The 19,920-nt window shown below is 65.7% G+C and carries 20 protein-coding genes and 1 tRNA gene; 20 read left to right on the top strand and 1 reads right to left on the bottom strand.

Features of this window, described 5'->3' with window-relative positions; translation table 11 throughout:
• Positions 1–94: 94 nt before the first annotated feature.
• The 18 genes from rpoE to F623_RS0107670 all read left to right on the top strand — a co-directional run bounded on the left by rpoE (position 95) and on the right by F623_RS0107670 (position 15,953).
• On the top strand, positions 95–676 hold the full coding sequence (rpoE, locus tag F623_RS0107755; RefSeq protein WP_018861953.1) for an RNA polymerase sigma factor RpoE: 582 nt from the start codon (positions 95–97) through the stop codon (positions 674–676).
• Between the two features lie 11 nt (positions 677–687).
• A complete protein-coding gene (locus F623_RS0107750; RefSeq protein ID WP_018861952.1) occupies positions 688–1,257 on the top strand; it encodes a sigma-E factor negative regulatory protein in 570 nt (189 codons plus the stop codon).
• A 6-nt stretch (positions 1,258–1,263) separates the two neighbouring features.
• Positions 1,264–2,247 (top strand): MucB/RseB C-terminal domain-containing protein, encoded by a 984-nt coding sequence (locus F623_RS0107745; RefSeq protein WP_018861951.1) that lies wholly within the window; start codon positions 1,264–1,266, stop codon positions 2,245–2,247.
• A 5-nt stretch (positions 2,248–2,252) separates the two neighbouring features.
• Positions 2,253–2,732 (top strand): SoxR reducing system RseC family protein, encoded by a 480-nt coding sequence (locus F623_RS0107740; protein WP_018861950.1) that lies wholly within the window; start codon positions 2,253–2,255, stop codon positions 2,730–2,732.
• Positions 2,733–2,824: 92 nt separating this feature from the next.
• Positions 2,825–4,243, top strand: a complete 1,419-nt coding sequence (locus F623_RS0107735; protein WP_018861949.1) for a DegQ family serine endoprotease — start codon at positions 2,825–2,827, stop codon at positions 4,241–4,243.
• A gap of 49 nt (positions 4,244–4,292) precedes the next feature.
• Positions 4,293–4,532, top strand: a complete 240-nt coding sequence (locus F623_RS0107730) for a glutaredoxin family protein (RefSeq protein ID WP_026278721.1) — start codon at positions 4,293–4,295, stop codon at positions 4,530–4,532.
• Positions 4,529–6,334 carry a translation elongation factor 4 gene (gene lepA, locus F623_RS0107725; RefSeq protein WP_018861947.1) on the top strand — a complete coding sequence of 602 codons (1,806 nt, stop codon included), beginning with the start codon at positions 4,529–4,531 and terminating at the stop codon, positions 6,332–6,334. The genes F623_RS0107730 and lepA overlap by 4 nt, the downstream gene beginning before the upstream one ends.
• A 48-nt stretch (positions 6,335–6,382) precedes the next feature.
• Entirely contained in the window at positions 6,383–7,153 is a 771-nt protein-coding gene (lepB, locus tag F623_RS0107720; RefSeq protein ID WP_018861946.1) for a signal peptidase I, read from the top strand.
• Between the two features lie 79 nt (positions 7,154–7,232).
• Positions 7,233–7,589 carry a DUF4845 domain-containing protein gene (locus tag F623_RS0107715; RefSeq protein ID WP_018861945.1) on the top strand — a complete coding sequence of 119 codons (357 nt, stop codon included), beginning with the start codon at positions 7,233–7,235 and terminating at the stop codon, positions 7,587–7,589.
• 25 nt (positions 7,590–7,614) lie between these two features.
• Complete coding sequence (gene rnc / locus F623_RS0107710) at positions 7,615–8,325, top strand: ribonuclease III (protein WP_018861944.1); 711 nt, start codon at positions 7,615–7,617, stop codon at positions 8,323–8,325.
• Between the two features lie 5 nt (positions 8,326–8,330).
• Positions 8,331–9,242 (top strand): GTPase Era, encoded by a 912-nt coding sequence (era, locus tag F623_RS0107705; RefSeq protein WP_018861943.1) that lies wholly within the window; start codon positions 8,331–8,333, stop codon positions 9,240–9,242.
• A 16-nt stretch (positions 9,243–9,258) separates the two neighbouring features.
• Positions 9,259–9,918, top strand: coding sequence for a DNA repair protein RecO (locus F623_RS0107700; RefSeq protein ID WP_018861942.1), 660 nt, complete (start codon positions 9,259–9,261; stop codon positions 9,916–9,918).
• A 36-nt stretch (positions 9,919–9,954) separates the two neighbouring features.
• Positions 9,955–10,722 (top strand): pyridoxine 5'-phosphate synthase, encoded by a 768-nt coding sequence (locus F623_RS0107695; protein ID WP_018861941.1) that lies wholly within the window; start codon positions 9,955–9,957, stop codon positions 10,720–10,722.
• Positions 10,723–10,729: 7 nt separating this feature from the next.
• Positions 10,730–11,110, top strand: a complete 381-nt coding sequence (gene acpS, locus F623_RS0107690; protein ID WP_018868424.1) for a holo-ACP synthase — start codon at positions 10,730–10,732, stop codon at positions 11,108–11,110.
• 124 nt (positions 11,111–11,234) lie between these two features.
• Positions 11,235–12,455 (top strand): FtsH protease activity modulator HflK, encoded by a 1,221-nt coding sequence (gene hflK, locus F623_RS0107685; protein WP_018868425.1) that lies wholly within the window; start codon positions 11,235–11,237, stop codon positions 12,453–12,455.
• On the top strand, positions 12,455–13,339 hold the full coding sequence (gene hflC, locus F623_RS0107680; protein WP_018861938.1) for a protease modulator HflC: 885 nt from the start codon (positions 12,455–12,457) through the stop codon (positions 13,337–13,339). The genes hflK and hflC overlap by 1 nt, the downstream gene beginning before the upstream one ends.
• Positions 13,340–13,468: 129 nt before the next feature.
• A complete protein-coding gene (locus tag F623_RS0107675) occupies positions 13,469–14,653 on the top strand; it encodes an ATP phosphoribosyltransferase regulatory subunit (protein WP_018861937.1) in 1,185 nt (394 codons plus the stop codon).
• Between the two features lie 4 nt (positions 14,654–14,657).
• A complete protein-coding gene (locus F623_RS0107670; RefSeq protein ID WP_018861936.1) occupies positions 14,658–15,953 on the top strand; it encodes an adenylosuccinate synthase in 1,296 nt (431 codons plus the stop codon).
• A 134-nt stretch (positions 15,954–16,087) separates the two neighbouring features.
• On the opposite strand, the gene F623_RS0107665 is transcribed toward F623_RS0107670, so the two are convergent.
• Positions 16,088–16,174: transfer RNA gene (locus F623_RS0107665), tRNA-Leu, on the bottom strand.
• A gap of 241 nt (positions 16,175–16,415) precedes the next feature.
• On the opposite strand from F623_RS0107665, the gene rnr reads away from it, so the two are divergent.
• Together rnr and rlmB are read left to right on the top strand one after the other, a co-directional pair.
• On the top strand, positions 16,416–18,896 hold the full coding sequence (gene rnr, locus F623_RS0107660) for a ribonuclease R (protein ID WP_018868426.1): 2,481 nt from the start codon (positions 16,416–16,418) through the stop codon (positions 18,894–18,896).
• A gap of 11 nt (positions 18,897–18,907) precedes the next feature.
• Positions 18,908–19,663: a 23S rRNA (guanosine(2251)-2'-O)-methyltransferase RlmB gene (gene rlmB / locus F623_RS0107655; RefSeq protein ID WP_018861934.1), complete on the top strand. Its 756-nt coding sequence runs from the start codon at positions 18,908–18,910 to the stop codon at positions 19,661–19,663.
• Positions 19,664–19,920: the final 257 nt, after the last annotated feature.

Raw genomic sequence — 19,920 nt, 5'->3', positions numbered from 1 at the left:
GCAACAGTGTTGTGCGGAAAGCGAACTTAATGCGAGTCAGGCGGTCCATGCACCATAGATTACCGGAGACCGGCGTCGTCGCGGGAGCCCCCGCATGAGCGAGAAGGCTTCCGACGAGGCCCTGGTCAAACGCGTACAAAACGGCGACAAGGCGGCTTTCGACATTCTGGTGCTGAAGTACCAGCACAAGATCGTGAACCTGGTCGGGCGCTATGTGCATGATCAGGCTGCTGCCCTGGATGTGTCCCAGGAGGCCTTCATCAAGGCTTACAAGGGACTGGCGAACTTTCGCGGCGAGAGTGCGTTCTATACCTGGCTCTACCGTATCGCCATCAATACGGCCAAGAACTATCTGGTTTCCCAGGGACGGCGGCGGCCCGAGGCCGAAGTCGATGCGCAGGATGCGGAACAGATGAGCGGGGACTCCGCTCTCAAGGACAATGCAACCCCGGAGGGGGAGCTCTTGTCCGAGGAGATAGAAGGCGCGGTGCAGCGCACCATCGAGAAACTGCCCGACGACCTTCGCATGGCGATTACGCTGCGCGAGATCGAGGGACTGAGTTACGAAGAAATCGCGCAGACGATGGGATGTCCGATCGGTACCGTACGGTCGCGCATCTTCCGGGCCCGCGAGGCCATCGACCGGACCTTGCGTCCTTTGTTAGACGACGAATGACGAGAAGCACCATGAAAGAACAAGTCACCAAGAGTGAACGTCTATCCGCCCTCGTAGACGGAGAAACGGATGACTTCGAGACGCGGCGCCTGATCGACGAACTGGTCAAATCCGAAGAAGATCGCAGTCAGTGGGAACGCTATCACCTGATCGGTGACAGTCTCCGCGGCGGGCTGCGCAACACGGCCCCCGCACATTTCATGGATGACATTCGAACGGCCCTGGCGGACGAACCCGCCTTGCAGGGCGTGCCCCGGCGCGAGTCGCCGCGCTGGCTGAAGCCGGTAGCCGGTACGGGTGTGGCCGCGGCCGTGGCGATGGTCACGCTGGTCGGCATGCAGATGCTGGGGGATCGCCCCGGTCAGGATGCGACCCCGGTGGCCGTGGAAAGCGGCACCCCGGCAGCCGCAGGCGACGTGCAAACGGCCAGCTCCCGGGCCAGTGCCGAAGATTCGGCGCAGACGGAGGTTGGCGAGTCTCTGGATCCGCGGTTCGCCCGCTACCTCGAGAACCATGCCGAACTGACCGGCCCGGGCTCTTCGGCCCTGGGACGCGTACGCTACTCGGTCAGCGACGAGTAATACGCCATGTGGCGTGGGCTGCCGCTCGTTCTGGCCGCAACCGCCCTCTGCCTTCCGGCGCAGACCCTGGCGGACGAGGCCTCGCCGCTGGAATGGCTTGAGCGCATGACGACAAGCCTGCATGCGGAGAGCTATCAGGGCACCTTCGTTCTGCAGCGCGATGACCGCATCGACACCATTCGCGTGGTGCACATCGCCGAGGATGGTGGCTATCGCGAACGTCTGGAGACCCTTACGGGCGCCGAGCGCGAGATTGTCCGATCGGTGGACCGCCTGAGTGCAATCAAGGGAGCGCGTGGCGCCTCGGGCGACGGTGCGCAGTCGCCGTTGGGCCCTGCCGGCGCGCCGGTTTCCCTGCTCAAAGAACACGACCTCTATGCCCTGAAGGTCCAGGGCCTGGATCGTGTGGCCGGTTACTCCTGCACCCTGGTTCTAGCGCGTGCACGCGACACTCTGCGCTACAGTCATCGCTACTGTCTCCACTTGGAAAGCGCCCTCCCGCTGTTGAGCGAGTTGTACGATCCGAGCGGGAAACTGCTCGAACGTCTTGCCTTCACCGATCTCGAACTGTCTGCCGAAATCGCCGAGAGTGAGCTTGAGCCGACGACCGACCAGGCCGAATTTATCGAGGTACGCGCCGACCGTGGCCACAAGAAGCCCCAGTGGGACGAAGACAATGGTCTGGGTGGCTGGAAGTTCGGTGAATTGCCCTCGGGCTTTCAGGCGGTGGCCGCCAGCGAGCGTTCGCTTGGCAACGGAGACGAGGTCTCGCGCCATTTCGTGCTGAGTGATGGCCTGGCCTCGGTGTCGGTCTACGTGGAACCGGCGGATGGTGACAAAAGTTTCGAGGGTACGACCCGTGCCGGCGCCACCCATGCCGCCGCGCGGGTGATGGCGGGGCATCAGGTTACGGCGGTGGGTGATGTGCCCCATACGACGGTCCAGCAGGTGCTGGATGCGGTCTCCTATCGGGACGCCGCGGGCGACTAATACCCGTGGCGCACTGGATCGAGGAACAGGGTGTGGTGCTCTCGGCCGAGGCGCACAGCGCGCGCGTGCGGATCGAGCGCCAGTCCACCTGTGGCAGCTGTTCGGCCCGTACTGGCTGTGGCAGTGGTGTGCTGTCGGAGGTGCTGGGGCGCAAGGCCGTGGAGGTGACCATCGGTCACCCTGGCCAGCTCCGCGCAGGCGACCGCGTGATTATCGGGATTCGGGACCAGGCGCTTGTCTCCGGTGCCCTCGCGATGTATCTGCTGCCATTGCTGGGCTTGGTCGTGGTGCCAGGCCTGTTGATGTGGATATGGCCGTTACTCGGCGAGGGCTGGCTGCTGCTGGCGGGTGTGGCCGGTTTCGTGCTCGGCCTGGGCGGCGTGCGTTACTGGATGCGCCACCGCGCGCCGGATCTGGCGCCGGTGTTCCTGCGGCGCGAGACCGATACAGGCGTTGTGAGTGCGAGGTCGCCCGCGCCCGATTGACCAATGAATGTGACCGCCGGGAACTTGTCCCGGCGCGGATTTTCTAGAGCATGAACGCACGAACAAAAGCGGTTTTAACCATGACGCGACCGATGCAATGGGCCCTGCTGGGGCTGATCCTTTTCGCCTTTTCCCTGCCGGCCTCGGCGCGCATGCTGCCGGACTTCGTGCCGCTTGCGGAGGAACACAGCCCGGCGGTGGTCAATATCTCCACCACGCGAGAGCGCGAGGGTGGCCAGACGGGCGGGCACCCCGATTTCGAGGGCTCTCCGTTCGAGGATCTGTTCGAGCGTTTCTTCGGCGCGCCTCCGGGCGGCGGCCGAGGCGAGGGCGGTGAAGGCCGTATGCCCGAGCGCAGCTCGCTGGGTTCTGGCTTCATCTACACCGAGGATGGCTACATCATCACGGCGAACCACGTCGTGGAGGGGGCCTCCGAGGTCGTCGTCCATCTCTCCGACCGGCGCGTTTTCGATGCCGAGGTGGTTGGCAAGGACCCGCAAAGCGACGTGGCCCTGCTGAAGATCGACGCCGACGACCTGCCTACGCTGGAGCTGGGTTCGTCGGATGACCTCAAGGTCGGCGAGTGGGTGCTGGCGATCGGCTCGCCGTTCGGCTTCGACCATTCCGTGACGGCCGGGATCGTCAGCGCCAAGGGGCGCAACCTTCCGACTGAAAACTACGTCCCGTTCATCCAGACCGATGTCGCGATCAATCCGGGTAATTCCGGTGGTCCGCTGTTGAACCTGGACGGCAAGGTCGTGGGCATCAACGCCCAGATCTACAGCCGGACCGGTGGCTTCATGGGGCTGTCGTTCGCGGTGCCGATCGAGATGGTCGAGGATGTCGTCACGCAACTGCGCGAGCACGGCGAGGTCACCCGCGGCTGGCTGGGCGTGTTGATCCAGGAAGTGACGCGTGATCTGGCCGAGTCGTTCGGCATGGACAAGCCCAGCGGCGCTCTGGTTGCCCGGGTGCAGTCGGACAGCCCGGCAGAGAAGGCCGGCTTCGAGACCGGGGATGTGATCCTCAAGTTCAATGGCATCGAGGTCCCGAACTCCTCCGCCCTGCCGCCGATTGTGGGGCGGACGCCGGTCGGCACCGAGGCCGAGGTGGAGATTCGCCGAGGCGAGGAAACCCGGACCATTACGGTCGAGATCGAACGCCTGCCGGACGATATCGCGGCGGAGCGCGGCGGCCGCCAGCCGGAGCAGGAAGATCCTGCCAAGCCGCAAAGCCTGCTCGGGATGCATCTGGAACCGCTGGATGCCGCCCAGGCCGAGGAGCTGGGTCTGGACGGCGGACTGGTGGTGACCGAGGTGACGGGCAATCCGGCGCGTTCCTCCGGCATTCGCCCGGGTGATGTAATCGTGCAGTTCGGTCGTCACTCGGTGGATTCGCTGGAAGAGCTGGAAGAGCAGATCGAGGCCGCCGGTGCCGGGCGTACGGTGCCGGTCCTGATCCAGCGCGACGGCAACCCGACCTTTATCGCCCTGCGCATCCCGTCTGAATGATGATCGTGCCCCGGTCCGGGCGCCCAGCGCCCGGGCAGCGGCGATCATGATGCGGACGCTGACGCTGTATCACCGCGAGGGCTGCGGGCTCTGCGAGCAGATGCTCACAGAGCTTTCGGCCCTCAAAAGCCGTTATACTTTCGTCCTCGAGGTCGTCGACATCGACGAGGACCCGGACCTGCGCGCGCGTTTCAACGCGAAGGTCCCGGTGCTTGCGGTCGACGGCGACATTCTTTGCTGCCATTTCCTCGACCGAAAGGCACTGCTGGACCTACTGGCCCCTGCATGACCGAAACTCGCCTGACCCGTAATTTTTCCATCATCGCGCATATCGACCACGGCAAGTCCACGCTGGCCGACCGCCTGATCCAGGGCTGCCATGGCCTTACCGAGCGCGAGATGTCCGAGCAGGTGCTGGACTCGATGGACCTGGAGCGCGAGCGCGGGATCACCATCAAGGCACAGAGCGTCTCGCTGTTCTACGACGCCCAGGACGGCCAGCGTTACCAGCTGAACTTCATCGATACCCCGGGGCATGTGGACTTTTCCTACGAGGTGTCACGTTCGCTGTATGCCTGCGAGGGCGCGCTGCTGGTGGTCGATGCGTCGCAGGGCGTGGAGGCGCAGAGTGTGGCCAACTGTTACACCGCGATTGACCAGGGGCTCGAGGTCGTCCCGGTGCTGAACAAGATCGACCTGCCGGCGGCCGAACCCGACCGCGTGGCGGCCGAGATCGAGGACGTGATCGGTATCGAGGCCACCGACGCCATGCGGGTCTCCGCCAAGACCGGCGAGGGCATCGCCGAGCTGCTGGAGGAGATCGTGCGCCGTATCCCGCCGCCGGAGGGGGATGCCGAGGCAGCGCCCAAGGCGCTGGTGATCGACTCCTGGTACGACAACTACTTGGGCGTGGTCGCGCTGGTGCGAGTCAAGGCCGGGCGCTTTTATGCAGGCCAGAAGATCAAGGCAATGTCCGTCGGACGCGCCCACGAGGTCAGCCGGGTCGGTGTGTTTACGCCCAAACCGGTGGACCGCGAGACCCTGGAGGTCGGCGAGGTCGGCTATCTGATCGCGACCATCAAGGACATCTCCGGGGCCAAGGTCGGGGATACCTTCACCGACTTCAACAACCCGGCCGACGAGCCGGTGCCGGGATTCCAGGAGATCCAGCCACGGGTGTTCGCCGGGCTGTTCCCGGTCAGCGCGGACGACTTCAACGATTTGCGCGAGGCGCTGGACAAGCTGCGCCTGAACGATGCGGCGCTGTCCTTCGAACCGGAGACCTCGCAGGCGCTGGGCTTCGGCTTTCGCTGTGGCTTCCTGGGTATGCTGCACATGGAGATTGTGCAGGAGCGCCTAGAGCGCGAGTACGACCTCGACCTGATTACCACCGCACCCACGGTGGTCTACGAGGTGGAAAAGAGCGACGGCGAGGTGGTCATGGTGCACAACCCCTCCGGGCTGCCGCCGAGCAACGAGATCGCCGAAATTCGGGAGCCGATCATCGAGGCCAACATCCTCGTGCCGCAGGACTATGTGGGCGCGGTGATCACCCTGTGCATCGAGAAGCGCGGGGTACAGACGAAGATGCAGTATCTGGGGCGTCAGGTGCAGTTGTCCTATGAACTGCCGATGTCCGAGGTGATGCTGGACTTCTTTGACCGGCTGAAGTCCGCAACCCGCGGCTACGCCTCGTTCGACTACCAGCCGCGGCGCTTCCAGGCCGCTCCGCTGGTGCGCGTGGATATCCTGATCAACGGCGAGCGGGTGGATGCCTTGTCCGGGATCGTGCATCGTGACCATGCGGAGTCGCGCGGTCGCGAACTGACCGAGCGCATGGCCAAGATCATCCCGCGTCAGATGTACGAGGTGGCGATCCAGGCGGCGATCGGCTCGAAGATCATCGCGCGTTCCACGGTCAAGGCGATGCGCAAGAACGTGCTGGCCAAGTGCTACGGTGGCGACGTCTCGCGCAAGCGCAAGCTGCTGGAGAAGCAGAAGGCCGGCAAGAAACGCATGAAGTCGATTGGCAAGGTGGATGTGCCGCAGGAGGCCTTCCTGGCGGTGCTGTCGGTCGGCGACGACAAATAACGCCCGGGTCGGAGCGGGCACGCCGCAAGGCGGTGATGAGGACAATACATGGCGAATCTGGAACTGATCCTGGTACTGGCCACGGCCGCAACGGGCCTGATCTGGCTGGGCTGGGTGCTCCTGCGGCGGCGGCTGAGCCCCGAGCGCCAGGCGCGCATGCCGTGGTTCGTGGACTACTCGCGATCATTCTTCCCGGTGTTGCTGATCGTGCTGGTGCTGCGCTCGTTCGTGGCCGAGCCGTTTCGCATCCCGTCGGGATCCATGATGCCGACCCTGCTGGTGGGCGACTTCATCATGGTGAACAAGTTCTCCTACGGGATCCGTTTGCCGGTTACGCGTACCAAGGTCTTTGACATGGGCGAGCCCGAACGTGGCGAGGTCGTGGTGTTCAAGTACCCGCGCAACCCGCAAGAGGACTACATCAAGCGGGTAATCGGGCTGCCGGGAGATACCATCGAGTTCCGTGATCGTGTGCTGTATGTCAACGGCGAGGCGCAGTCGGCCGAGCGTGTGGGAACCTTCGAGGGCGAGGGCTCCGGGGAAGTCATGTCGGGGGCGTCGCTGTACGAGGAAACGCTCGACGGACGCACCTACACGACGCTGATGCGCGAGGAGCGCCCGAGTCTGGATGGTTCGGTGACCGTGCCCGAGGGTCATTACTTTATGGTCGGCGACAATCGCGACAATTCCAATGACAGCCGGACCTGGGGCTTTGTCTCCGAGGACCTGCTAGTGGGGCGTGCCCTCTTTATCTGGTTGCATTGGGATTACAATGAAGGGCACAGGGACTTTTCGCGGATTGGCCAGGCGATTCGTTAGGGAAACTTTCGTTTCCCTAGCGCGTTCCGCGGGGCGCAGGCAACCAAGGGGTAGCGCGATGCAGCATTCCAGACATTCCATGCGCGGGGCGGGAGCCCTGACGGTGATGGCCCTGATCCTGCTGGCCCTGCTGGTCGGGACCTTCGTGATCAAGATGGGTACGCAGTACACCCAGTACCTCACTGTGCGCTCTATCATGCAGGACGTCGCGGCTCAGCCAGGTGCGGCCGACAAGAGCGAGCGCGAGCTGTGGCGCGAGATGAATCGCCGGTTCCAGATCAACTCGGTATATGACGGGATCGAGGAGGATGACTTCTCCGTGACGGAGAGCGGCGATCGCAGGCAAATGCATCTGGAGTACGAAGTCCGCCGCGAGTTTCTGGGCAACGTGGATGTGGTCGCGCGCTTCTCCCGCAGCGAAACCCTGGCGCCTTAGGCTGTTCGTACGAGTCACCGTGGGATTGTCGGAACACCATCTGCAAGGGTCTGCCGCGAGTCGCGATTTTCGCGATCTGCTGCCGAAGGCTGTGCGCGAGGGCGAGGGCATCCGCCAGGCCCTGACCCATCGCAGTGCCGGCGGGCGTAACAACGAGCGCCTGGAGTTTCTGGGCGATGCGGTCCTGGGGCTGGTTATAGCCGATGCCCTTTACGAGCAGTTGCCGGACGCGCCAGAGGGGGACCTCACCCGCCTGCGCGCGGCCCTGGTCAACCGCGAGTCGCTGGCGGCCCTGGCCCGCGAATCGGGGCTCGAGGGGATGCTCAATCTCGGCCAGGGCGAGCGCAAGAGCGGGGGGCAGCGGCGCGACTCCATCCTGGCCGATGCGGTCGAGGCACTGATCGGCGTAACCTATCGCGAGGCGGGTATGCAGGCCGCCCGTGACTTCACCCTGGCTCTATATTCCGAGCGCCTGAGGAACCTCCCCTCGGCCGAATCCCTGAAGGACCCGAAGACCCGGCTGCAGGAACAGCTGCAGGGCCGCAACGCGGAACTGCCTGTCTACGAGGTGCTGGATGTGGTGGGCCCCGATCACGAGCGCCGCTTTACCGTCTCCGTGCATTTACCCACACAGGGCTGGGGACAGCGGGGCGAGGGTTCGTCGCGACGCCGCGCGGAGCAGGCCGCGGCCGAGGCGGCGCTGCGGCGGTTGCAGCAGCAGGCCCAGGAGCAGTGAGCGACATGGAGAGCACCCCCGATTTCGGGACCCGTTGTGGTCTGGTCGCCCTGGTCGGGCGCCCGAATGTTGGCAAGACCACGCTAATGAACCGCCTGGTGGGCGAGAAGCTGGCGGCCACCACGCGGCGTCCCCACACCACGCGCAATCGCATCCTCGGCATCGTGACCGAGGGGGACGACCAGATCGTGCTGATGGACACCCCGGGGATCGACACCGAACGCACGCGTCTGGTGAACCGGGTACTGAACCGCACGGCCAGCCAGGCCCTGGCCGACGCCGACCTGGTGTGTTTCCTCGTCGAGGCGGAACGCTTTGGCGAGGGCGACGAGCGCATCGAACAGCTGATTCGCCAGTCCGAACGGCCTGCGCTACTGGTCATCAACAAGGTCGACCGGGCGCGGGAAAAAGAAGAATTGCTGCCGTTTATCGCGGCGCGGATGGAAGCGATGCCCTATGCCGGTGTCGTGCCGCTGTCGGCGAAGACGGGTTCCAACGTCGGGGGCCTGATCGACGAGATTCGGGTGCATCTGCCCACGGGCCCCTTCCTCTACGACCCCGAGCAGTTGTCCGATCGCCCGGAGCGCTTTCGCGCCGAGGAGATGATCCGCGAGTCCCTGCTGGAGAGCCTGGGACAGGAGGTTCCGTACTCGGTGGCGGTGCGCGTGGAGCAGTGGGCCGACGAGCCAAGGACCACGCATATCGACGCGGTCATCCTGGTCGAGCGCGACAGCCAGAAAGGGATCGTGATCGGCAAGGGCGGTCAGCGTCTGAAGCGCATCGGACAGGCGGCGCGCCTGCAGCTGGAGGAATTGCTGGGACGCAAGGTCATGCTGCGCCTGACGGTGCGCGTCGAGGCGGACTGGACCCGGAACCCGCGCGCCCTGCGCGAGCTGGGCATCGAAGAACCCCGGTGAAGGCTCTGCGGCGCGCATGAGTGGCGCGGCGACGGCGGTTACCCAGGGTGTGGTCCTGCATGCACGCGCCCTGCGCGAAAACAGCCGTGTACTGGAACTGCTGACCGGCGAGGCCGGGCGTGTGGCGGCGGTGGTGCGGGGCAAGGCGGGGTCGGTACAGCCCTTTGTGCTGCTCGATCTGGCCTGGCGCGGCCGTGGCGAGCTCCCCACGCTGCAGGTGGCGGAGCAGCAGAGGGTCTTTCCGCTGACCGGGCGGGCTTTGGTCTGCGGTTTGTACCTGAACGAACTCGTGCTGCGTCTTTACCCGCGCGAGGCCCCGATCCCCGAGGCGCTGCCGGCCCTGTTGACGGCCTACGCGCGGCTGGCGGCCCGGGAGCGCGCGGACGTGGTGCTGCGCCGCGCCGAGTGGGCGCTGCTGTTGCCGATCGATTCCGGGCTGGAACATCTGGATTCTGCCGACCTTGAGTCCGGTGTCTGGTATCGCTACGAGCCCGAGAGGGGGCTTGAACCCACACAGCCGGGTCGTGCGGGCGCCGTCGCCGGGGAGGTCTTGCGGGCGCTGGCCTTGGAGCAGGAGGTCCCGGATAATCATGCCCGCTCGGCACGTGACTTTATGCGTGCCCTGATCGACCACCACCTGGCCGGCCGCGCGCTACGCACGCGGGCGTTGCTGTAGCCCACGTCCTGATCCATAACGAAGGCCACTCGCATCATGTCGCATCCCGTATCGCTCAAGCTGGGGGTCAACCTCGACCACATCGCCACGATCCGGCAGGCCCGCCACACGCCGTATCCGGATCTGATGCAGGCGGTGCGCCTGGCCGAGGCGAGCGGAGCGGATTCGATCACCCTGCACCTGCGCGAGGACCGCCGTCACATACAGGACGATGACGTGTTTGGTATCAAGCCGCGCCTGACCGTCCCGATGAATCTCGAAATGGCGGCTACGGAAGGCATGCAGGCCATCGCACTGAAACTGCGGCCCGAGGCCTGCTGCATTGTGCCGGAAAAACGCGAGGAACTGACTACCGAGGGTGGGCTGGACGCGGCCGGGCAACTCGAGCGGTTGCGCGATTTTGTCGCCCCGCTGACCGCGGCCGGGATCGATGTCTCGCTGTTTGTGGAACCGGATGTTCGCCAACTGGAAGCGGCCGTCGCGATCGGGGCCCCGGTGGTGGAGCTGCATACGGGGGCCTATGCCAATGCCCGCGAGGCGGCCGAGCGTGAACGCCTGCTCGTCGGGATTAACGAGGCCGCCGCTGCGGGCCAGGCCATTGGGCTGGTGATCAATGCGGGTCACGGTCTGGATTACGACAACGTGCGCCCGATCGCGGCCAACCCGGTGTTCCACGAACTCAATATCGGGCATTCCATCGTGGCGCGCGCGTTGTTCACCGGCCTGCCCGAGGCAGTCAGTCATATGCGCGGGCTGATGGATGCCGCCCGCGCCGGCCTGCCGGTCGGCCAGTACCCGGTGTGATCGCTACATGATCCTGGGGATCGGAACCGACCTCGTCCAGGTGGCACGCATGCAAGGCATGTGGGATCGTCACGGTCACCGACTGGCAGAGCGTATCCTGCACCCTGTGGAACGTGCGGATTTGCCGCTGGAGCAACCGGGAGGGTTTCTGGCCCGGCGCTTCGCCGCCAAAGAGGCCCTGGCCAAGGCGCTGGGGTGCGGGGTTGGTGCGGACATGGCACTGTCCGAGGCGGGGGTGATCCATGACGCCCGCGGCCGCCCCGAGTTTGTGCTGGGAGGCCGCGCGCAATCGACCGCCGAGCGGCTCGGGGTGAGCGTCATCCACCTCAGTATTAGCGACGAGCGCGAGTATGCGCAGGCCTTTGTGGTTATCGAAGGCAACGAGTAACCCGCTTTTCCCTCCGGGCGTGGTTGCCCGGGTGGGGGCGGCTCCCTAGAATGTGGCCCCTTATGCCCATCCGTGTCGGGTGAACGGATGGTGTCAGCCCTGAGCGAGTGACGGAGTCCAGTCCATGCCCTGGAACGAACCGGGAAATAGTAACCGCGACCCCTGGAGTGGGGGCGGCGGTGGCCAGCGCGGCGGTGGTAGCGGTGGCGGCGGGGGCAACCAGCCCCCCGATCTGGAAGAAATGATGCGCAAGCTGTCGCGCCATCTGAACGGGATCTTCGGCGGTGGTGGCGACGGTGGCTCCGGGGGAAGCTCCGGTGGTGGCATGGGTCGTGGTACCCAGGCCCTGGTCAGCCTCGGGCTGATCATCGCCCTGGTGGTCTGGCTGGCCTCCGGGTTCCATATCATCTCCGAGGGCGAGCGCGGCGTGGTGCTGCGTTTTGGCGCCTTCCAGGAAGTGAAGAACCCCGGACCCGGCTGGCATCTGCCGTATCCGATCGAGCGCATCGAGATCGTCAACGTGGATAACGTGCGGACCATCGAGCACCGCGCGCTGATGCTGACCGGGGACGAGAACATCATCGATATTGATATCGCGGTGCAGTACCGGATCCTTGACCTGGTTGACTTCCTCTTTAACGTGCGCAACCCGGACTCCACCGTGAACCACGTGATGGAATCGGCGATTCGCGAGCGCGTGGGACGTTCCAATCTGGACTTCATCCTCGGTCAAGGGCGTGGGGAGATTGCATCCTCCGCGCGCGTGGTGATGCAGGAGAGTCTGGATGCCTATGGGGCCGGGGTGACGGTGACCGCCGTGTCCATGCAGCAGGCCCAGCCGCCGGAGCCGGTGCAGGAGGCCTTTGCCGATGCCATCCGTGCTCGCGAGGACGAGGTCCGCTTCCGAAACGAGGCCGAGGCCTACGCCAACGGTGTGATCCCGCGGGCCCGTGGTCAGGCGGCCCGTATCATCGAAGAGGCCGAGGCCTATCGCGATCAGGTGATCGCCCAGGCCGAGGGTGATGCCTCCCGCTTCGACCAGTTGCTGGTCGAATACCAGGAGTACCCGGAAGTGACCCGCGACCGTCTGTACCTGGAGGCCGTCGAGGCCGTGCTCGAGGATTCGCGCAAGGTCATGCTCGACGTGGGCAGCAGCAACAACCTGATGATGCTGCCGCTGGATCAGCTGTTCCGCGGCACCGGCACCCGCACCAACTCGGGTGAGATGCCGACCCCGCAACCCATCGATACCAGCCGCGGTGGCCTGGGCGCCACTACTGGGTCAGGTGTCAATCGACTGGGTAGCCGCGATCCGGCGGCCCAGCGCTCGCGGGAGGTGCGCTAATGCTACGCATAGCCGGTATCGCCGTTGTTGTCATCGGGATCGTGGTGGCGCTGTCGACCTACACCGTCGACGAGCGCGAGCGCGTGATCAAGTTTGCCCTGGGCGAGATCCGCCAGGTCGACCCCGAGCCCGGTCTTCACTTCAAGTTTCCGCTGATCCAGAACGTCGAGAAGTTCGACGCCCGGATCATGACGCTGAACATCCCGCCGGATCGGTTCCTGACCTCCGAGGCAAAGAACATCATCGTCGACTTCTATGCCAAGTGGCGGATCGACGATGTCGGCCAGTTCTACCGCTCGACCCGCGGTGACGAACGTCTGGCCGAGGAGCGCCTCGCGCAGATCCTGCGCGACGGGATGCGTAACGAGTTCGCGCGGTACGAACTGCAGGAAGTCGTCGCCGGCGAGCGCCTCGAGATCCTGGGCGCGGTGCGCCAGACGGCGCTGGAGACAGCGCTGGAGCTGGGGATCAATCTGGTGGACGTGCGTGTGCGCCGGATGGATCTGCCGGACGAGGTCTCCGAGTCGGTGTACGAGCGTATGCGTGCCGAGCGTGAGCGCGTGGCGCAGGATTTCCGTGCCCGCGGTCAGGAGGAGGCCGAACGTATTCGCTCGCGTGCCGACCGTGACCGCACGGTCATCCTCGCGAATGCCTACCGCGACTCCGAGGAGATCCGGGGTGCCGGTGACGCGCGCGCGACCGAGACGCTGGGCCGCTCGTTCGGCGAGGACGAGGAGTTCTTCCGCTTCTACCGGAGCCTGATCGCCTACCGCAACAGCATGAGCGGCGAGAAGAGCACCTTTATCCTGGAGCCGAATTCGGAGTTCTTCCAGTTCTTTAACGCCCCGGGCGGGGAGCGGCCGGAACCGCTGCCGACCCGCTAACACCGGGGCCGGGCGCCATCGCAGGTGTCCGGTGCGTGATGACCGTTTGACTCGGGCCCGGTCTTCCGGGCCCGAGTCATGCCGGGCACTGCTGTCTACCGGGTGACACAAGGACAAGGCAGGGACGAGATGACCGAGATCAACCGCTGGCTATTGCCGGATGGCCTCGACGAGGCGCTGCCGGACGCTGCGCGGCACCTGGAGGGCCTGCGGCGCCGGGTGCTGGATCAGTTCGACACCTGGGGCTACGACCTGGTAATGCCGCCGCTGGCGGAATACCTGGAGTCCTTGCTGGTGGGCGCGGGCCACGCGCTGGATCTGCAGACCTTCAAGCTGACCGACCAGATGAACGGTCGGCTGATGGGGGTGCGCGCGGACTTGACCCCGCAGGTGGCACGCATCGACGCCCATCGTCTGAAGGTCGAGGCACCCAACCGCCTTTGCTATGTCGGGAGTACGCTGCGCACGCGTGCAGACGAGTGGTCCGGATCGCGCAGCCCCCTGCAGGCCGGGGCGGAGCTGTTTGGCCATGACGGACTGGATTCCGATCTCGAGATCATCCGTCTGATGCTGGCGACGCTCGAGGTTTGCGGGGTTTACGAACCCAGCATGGACCTGGGGCACGTCGGCATCTATCGCGCGTTGGCCCGAGAGGCCGGTCTGGACAACGCACGCGAGGAGGCCTTCTTCGACCAGTTGCAGCGCAAGAGCGTCCCCGAGATCGAAGAGACCCTCGAAGCATGGGAGGCAGAAGGCATGAATGCGGCCGTCTGCCGGCGGTTGCGTGCGCTGGTGGATCTCAATGGTGACGCCGGCGTGATCGCGACCGCGCGCGAGGCCCTGGACGGCGCACCGGCCGAGGTGGGTGCGGCGCTGGATCATCTTCAGGCAGTGGCCGAGCGCCTGGAGGCGACGCAGCCGAATGTGGATCTCCACGTCGATCTCGGCGAATTGCGTGGTTACGCCTACCATACGGGGCTGGTGTTCGCGGTGTTTGTTCCGGGTTCCGGGCAGGCGATCGCACGTGGCGGACGCTATAACGACATCGGCCGTGTCTTTGGCCGGGCTCGTGCCGCGACCGGATTCAGCACGGATCTGCGCGAGTTGCTGCGCCGGGCCGATCTGGCGCCGCCAGTGCCGCGCCGCACGGTGCGCGCGCCGGCCTCCGGTGACGTGGCCATGGAGGCCGCCATCGCCGATCTGCGTGCGCGCGGTAATCGTGTGGTGCGCGATCTGGAAGGGCAAACCAATGAATCCCCCGCCGATGCGTGCCTGCAGTTGCGCGACGGGGCCTGGACGGTAGTGGAGTACTGAGCCGATGGGACGTTTCGTAGTCGTACTGGGCAGTCAATGGGGTGACGAGGGCAAGGGTAAAATCGTCGATCGCCTGACCGAGGACGCAGCCGCTGTCGTGCGCTTTCAAGGCGGGCACAATGCCGGGCACACGCTGGTGATTGGTGGCGAAAAGACCGTGCTGCACCTGATTCCGTCGGGGATCCTGCGCACGGGTGTGGAGTGCATGATCGGCAACGGTGTCGTGCTCTCGCCCGAAGCCCTGATTACCGAGATGGAGGAACTGGAGGCCAAGGATGTGCCGGTGGCCGACAGACTGCGCCTGTCGGATGCATGCCAGCTGATCCTGCCCTACCACGTGGCACTGGACCACGCGCGCGAGAAGGCGCGCGGCAAGGCCGCGATCGGGACGACCGGGCGTGGGATCGGACCCGCCTACGAAGACAAGGTCGCGCGTCGCGGCCTGCGCCTGGACGACCTGTTTCATCGCGAACGTCTGGCCGCCAAGCTGGGCGAGGTGATGGATTACCACAACTTCGCCCTGAAGCATTATTTCAAGGCCCCGACCATCGACCAGCAGGAGGTGCTGGAGCAGTGCCTGGCGCACGCCGAGCGGCTGCAGCCGATGGTGGCGGACGTGGCCGGGCGGCTGCACGAGTTGCGTGCACAGGGCAAGGACGTGATGTTCGAGGGTGCGCAGGGCACTTTGCTGGATATCGACCACGGGACCTACCCGTTCGTCACCTCGTCCAACACCACCGCCGGCGGCGCCTCGACGGGCTCCGGCGTCGGTCCGCGTGACATCGACTACGTGCTGGGGATTACCAAGGCCTACACGACCCGTGTCGGGGCGGGGCCGTTCCCGACCGAGCTGTTCGACAACATGGGCGAGCACCTGGCCACCCGGGGCAACGAGTTTGGTTCCACTACCGGCCGTGCCCGACGCTGTGGCTGGTTCGATGCGGTCGCGCTCAAGCGTGCGGTCGCGATCAACAGCATCAGCGGCCTGTGCATGACCAAGCTGGATGTGCTGGACGGACTCGAGAGCGTGCAGATCTGTGTCGGCTATGACTGTGATGGCGAGCGTCGCGAGGTGCCGCCGTCCGGGGCCGAGGCCTATGCAGCCTGCAAGCCGATCTACGAGGAGATGCCGGGCTGGCAGGAATCCACCGTGGGGATACGCGAGTACGACAAACTGCCGCCGGCCGCGCGGGATTATCTGGAGCGCCTGTCGGACGTAGTGGGTGTCCCGATCGACATGATCTCCACCGGGCCGGATCGTGACGAGACGCTGGTGATGCGGGATCCTTTCGATCGCTGATCACGGGCTGTCGCCCCGGGAGTTGTCCCGGCATATGGTGCGGGCTGGTCCGGGCCGCATGCGCGAGGGCGCCATGATCCAACTGGATGGTTGGCGAGGGTGCTTTCGTTTCGGGGATTCGGGAAGCAGAGAAATGGTGCCGAGGAGAGGACTTGAACCTCCACGAGCTTTCGCTCACTAGCACCTGAAGCTAGCGCGTCTACCAATTCCGCCACCTCGGCACGAGGTCGGAGCGCCGGTAAGAAACCGGATCCTGCGCTTCAGGAGCGCGCAATATAGTGCGCGGCCAGAGGCCTGTCAACGTCCGTCAGCGGGAAGCCGGTGACGGATGCGAACGCGCGATCGGCGTCGCGTGTTGCTGTCCGGAAGCTCCGGCAGCGAATCTTCACATGCCGCATAATAGGTTGCTTGTGTTGCCGGCTCTGCGCCGGCAGCCACCGAATCATCCAACGAGTTGTTTGAATGCCAAGAAAAAGAAGCAAGGCGCCGGCCGATCCCAATTTCGAGCGCGAGGCGCAGAAGTACGACAATCCCATCCCCAGCCGCGAGTTCATCCTCGGGCTCCTGCAGGAAGCCGACAACCCCCTGTCCTATGACGAGATCGCCGAGCGGCTGGAGATTGCCGACGACGACCGTCTCGAGGCCCTGCGCCGCCGCCTGAAGGCGATGGAGCGCGATGGCCAGGCCCTTTGCAACCGCCGAGGCGCCTATCTCCCGGTCAACCAGGAAGACCTGATTCGCGGTCGCGTGATCGGGCACCCGGACGGCTTCGGCTTTCTGGTGCCGGATGAACAGGACGACGATCTGTTCCTCTCGCCGCGCCAGATGCGCGGGGTGTTCCATGGCGACCGTGTACTGGCGCGGGTCATGGGCGTGGATCGTCGTGGTCGCCGCGAGGGCGGCATCGTCGAGGTGCTCGAGCACAACACCACCCAGGTGGTCGGGCGCCTGCGCATCGAGGACGGGGTGGGCACCCTGACCCCGGACAACAAGCGCATTACGCACGACATCCTCGTGCCACCCGATGGTCTGGGCGAGGCCGGTGACGACCAGATCGTGGTGGTACGCATCCGCGAGTCCGCGTCGCGCACTGCACGCCTGCGCGGCGATGTGATCGAGGTGCTGGGCGAGCACATGGCGCCCGGTATGGAGATCGATATCGCGATCCGTGCCCACGGTCTGCCGCACGAGTGGCCGGAAGAGGTGACCGCGGCGGCCGACGAGCTGGGCGCCGAGGTCAGCGAAAAGGCCAAGAAGGGCCGCCTGGATCTGCGCGAGAAGCCGTTCGTGACCATCGACGGCGACGACGCGCGCGACTTTGACGATGCGCTGTATTGCGAGCGCGACGGCAAGGGCTGGCGGCTGTGGGTGGCCATCGCGGATGTGTCGCACTATGTCGAGCGGGATGCGGCGCTGGATCGCGAGGCACGTACGCGCGGAACCTCGGTGTATTTCCCGAACAACGTGATCCCGATGCTGCCGGAGGTCCTGTCCAACGGGCTGTGTTCGCTGAACCCGAACGTGGACCGGCTGAGCATGGTCTGCGAGATGGAGATCGGTGCCCGTGGCGCGCTGAAGAACTATCGCTTCCACGAAGGCTTGATCCGCTCGCATGCGCGCCTGATCTACGAGGACGTCGCGGCGATGCTCGACGGGGACACGGCCCTGCGCGAGCGGAACGCCCACGTGATGCCTCATTTGGAGGTCCTGCACGAGGTCTTCAAGGCGCTGCACGCCGCGCGCAACCGCCGCGGGGCGATCGATTTCGATACCACCGAGACCAAGATCCTGTTCGGCGAGGACCGCAAGATCGAGCAGATCGTGCCGACCGAGCGCAACGACGCGCATCGCATGGTCGAGGAATGCATGATCATGGCCAATGTGGCGGCCGCGCGCTTTCTCAAGAAGCACAAGGTGCCGGCGCTCTACCGCATCCATGACCAGCCGCCGACGGACAAGGTCGACGACCTGCGCGACTTCCTCAATGGCGTGGGCCTGACGCTCGGCGGGGGCAGTGAACCGAGCCCCCGCGACTACACCGAGGTGCTGAAGGCGGCGAAGAAGCGCCCCGATCAGCAGCTGATCCAGACCGTGCTGCTGCGCTCGCTGAGTCAGGCGGTGTACGCCCCGGAACTGGACGGCCACTTCGGGCTGGCGCTGGATGACTACGCCCACTTCACCTCGCCGATCCGGCGCTACCCGGACCTGCTGGTGCATCGCGGAATCCGCCATGTGCTGCGCAAGGGCAGCAACAAGGGCTTTCCGTATTCGCACAACGACATGGAATCGCTCGGCGAGCACTGCTCCATGGCGGAGCGCCGTGCGGACGACGCCACGCGCGACGCGGTCGCCTGGCTCAAGGCCGAATACATGCAGGACAAGGTCGGCGAGACCTTTGACGGCGTGGTCTCCGGGGTGACCGGGTTCGGGCTGTTCGTCGAGATCAAGGATGTCTACATTGAGGGCCTGGTGCATGTGACCGCACTCGATAACGACTTCTACCACTTCGAGCCGTCGCGCCACACGCTGACCGGCGAACGCGGCGGTCGCGTGTTCCGTATTGGCGACGAGGTGCGTGTGCAGGTCGTGCGTGTCAGCCTGGACGATCGCAAGATCGATCTGGCGCTGGCCGAAGAGCCGAAAGCCGAGGCGGCGCCGAAGAAGAAGGGCGGCCGTGGCCGCAAACGCAAGGACGCCGAGGCCGTGCAGCCGGCGCCGGAGGCCGCGCCCGAGCAGGGCCAGGACGATGCCCCGCCGAAGAAGAAGCGCCGCCGTCGCGGTGGGCGCGGTCGCGGCAGGTCGCCGGAGTCCGCTGCTGAATCCTCGGCCGAGGCCCCGGCCGCCGACACTTCGGAGACGTCGTCCGGCGCCGGTGGCGAGCCCGGCGGCAAGTCCGGCCGGCGTCGTCGTGGTCGGCGGCGCCGTTCGTCCAGCTCCTCCTAGGAACCTGAGCGATGGGCAAGGGCGGCAAGGGACCTCGCGGTGAGTCCTTCGGCGGGATCCACGCGGTCGCCGCCGTGCTGCAGCATGCCCCGGAACGCGTGCGTCTGCTCCAGCTGGCGAGCGGCACCCTGGAGCCGGCGCTGGCTCATTTGCTGGAGCAGGCTCAGGCGTGCGGGATTTCGATCGAGCGGGCGGGGCGCGACAAGCTCGACCAGCACCACCCCGGTTTCCAGCATCAGGGCGTGATCGTGCATTGCGCCCCGCGCCCGGTGATGGAGGAAAAGACCCTGGTCCGGCGGGTACAGGACGGGCTGGACCTCGTGCTGGTGCTGGACGGGGTGACCGATCCGCACAACCTGGGCGCCTGCCTGCGCACCGCGGACGCGGCCGGCGCGGGTGCGATCGTGACACCCCGACACCACAGCGCGGCGCTCACGCCGGCGGCGATCAAGGTCGCCTCGGGCGCGGCGGAAACCGTGCCGGTGGTCGCCGTCGGCAACCTCGCGCGGACCCTGGCGGCATTGAAGGAGGCCGGCATGTGGACCGTGGGCCTGGACGGTGCCGCGCGCGAGGACCTCTATGCGGTGGATCTGCGGCCGCCGACCGCGATCGTGATGGGGGCCGAGGGCGAGGGCATGCGGCGCCTGACCCGCGAGGCCTGCGATCATCTCGCCAGGATCCCGATGGCTGGCACGGTGGAGAGTCTGAACGTCTCGGTGGCGACCGGTATCACGCTGTTCGAGGTCCGGCGTCAGCGTCAGCGCTGATATGCTCCTGGAATGTGCGTGCGATCCGGTTCAGTGCAGTGGCGGTTGCTGTTGGCCTTGGTGGTGGCCCTGGTTCTCGCCTTCGTGCAGCCAGCCGCGGCGGCGACCATGAACGATAGCGATCCGGGCGTGTTGTGTGTGGACCTCCACGGTGAGCATGGCTCGGAGACGGCCGAATGCCTCGGTCATGGCTGTTGCGTGGCGCCTCCGTCCGCCAGCCCGTCCGTGGTCTCCGGCCCATTGGCGGCAACCGCAGT

Origin of the sequence: Thioalkalivibrio sp. ALD1, assembly GCF_000381245.1 — a bacterium.
Lineage (GTDB): Bacteria > Pseudomonadota > Gammaproteobacteria > Ectothiorhodospirales > Ectothiorhodospiraceae > Thioalkalivibrio.
The sequence above is the reverse complement of the archived record's forward strand: the minus strand, read 5'-3'. Positions and strand labels throughout refer to the sequence as shown.

What these genes read in the sequence shown, in the direction of transcription:
- rpoE (WP_018861953.1), top strand. Translation starts at nt 95, where the DNA reads ATGAGCGAGAAGGCTTCCGACGAGGCCCTGGTCAAACGCGTACAAAAC.
- F623_RS0107750 (WP_018861952.1), top strand. Translation starts at nt 688, where the DNA reads ATGAAAGAACAAGTCACCAAGAGTGAACGTCTATCCGCCCTCGTAGAC.
- F623_RS0107745 (WP_018861951.1), top strand. Translation starts at nt 1,264, where the DNA reads ATGTGGCGTGGGCTGCCGCTCGTTCTGGCCGCAACCGCCCTCTGCCTT.
- F623_RS0107735 (WP_018861949.1), top strand. Translation starts at nt 2,825, where the DNA reads ATGCAATGGGCCCTGCTGGGGCTGATCCTTTTCGCCTTTTCCCTGCCG.
- F623_RS0107730 (WP_026278721.1), top strand. Translation starts at nt 4,293, where the DNA reads ATGCGGACGCTGACGCTGTATCACCGCGAGGGCTGCGGGCTCTGCGAG.
- lepA (WP_018861947.1), top strand. Translation starts at nt 4,529, where the DNA reads ATGACCGAAACTCGCCTGACCCGTAATTTTTCCATCATCGCGCATATC.
- lepB (WP_018861946.1), top strand. Translation starts at nt 6,383, where the DNA reads ATGGCGAATCTGGAACTGATCCTGGTACTGGCCACGGCCGCAACGGGC.
- F623_RS0107715 (WP_018861945.1), top strand. Translation starts at nt 7,233, where the DNA reads ATGCGCGGGGCGGGAGCCCTGACGGTGATGGCCCTGATCCTGCTGGCC.
- era (WP_018861943.1), top strand. Translation starts at nt 8,331, where the DNA reads ATGGAGAGCACCCCCGATTTCGGGACCCGTTGTGGTCTGGTCGCCCTG.
- F623_RS0107700 (WP_018861942.1), top strand. Translation starts at nt 9,259, where the DNA reads ATGAGTGGCGCGGCGACGGCGGTTACCCAGGGTGTGGTCCTGCATGCA.
- F623_RS0107695 (WP_018861941.1), top strand. Translation starts at nt 9,955, where the DNA reads ATGTCGCATCCCGTATCGCTCAAGCTGGGGGTCAACCTCGACCACATC.
- acpS (WP_018868424.1), top strand. Translation starts at nt 10,730, where the DNA reads ATGATCCTGGGGATCGGAACCGACCTCGTCCAGGTGGCACGCATGCAA.
- hflK (WP_018868425.1), top strand. Translation starts at nt 11,235, where the DNA reads ATGCCCTGGAACGAACCGGGAAATAGTAACCGCGACCCCTGGAGTGGG.
- hflC (WP_018861938.1), top strand. Translation starts at nt 12,455, where the DNA reads ATGCTACGCATAGCCGGTATCGCCGTTGTTGTCATCGGGATCGTGGTG.
- F623_RS0107675 (WP_018861937.1), top strand. Translation starts at nt 13,469, where the DNA reads ATGACCGAGATCAACCGCTGGCTATTGCCGGATGGCCTCGACGAGGCG.
- F623_RS0107670 (WP_018861936.1), top strand. Translation starts at nt 14,658, where the DNA reads ATGGGACGTTTCGTAGTCGTACTGGGCAGTCAATGGGGTGACGAGGGC.
- rnr (WP_018868426.1), top strand. Translation starts at nt 16,416, where the DNA reads ATGCCAAGAAAAAGAAGCAAGGCGCCGGCCGATCCCAATTTCGAGCGC.
- rlmB (WP_018861934.1), top strand. Translation starts at nt 18,908, where the DNA reads ATGGGCAAGGGCGGCAAGGGACCTCGCGGTGAGTCCTTCGGCGGGATC.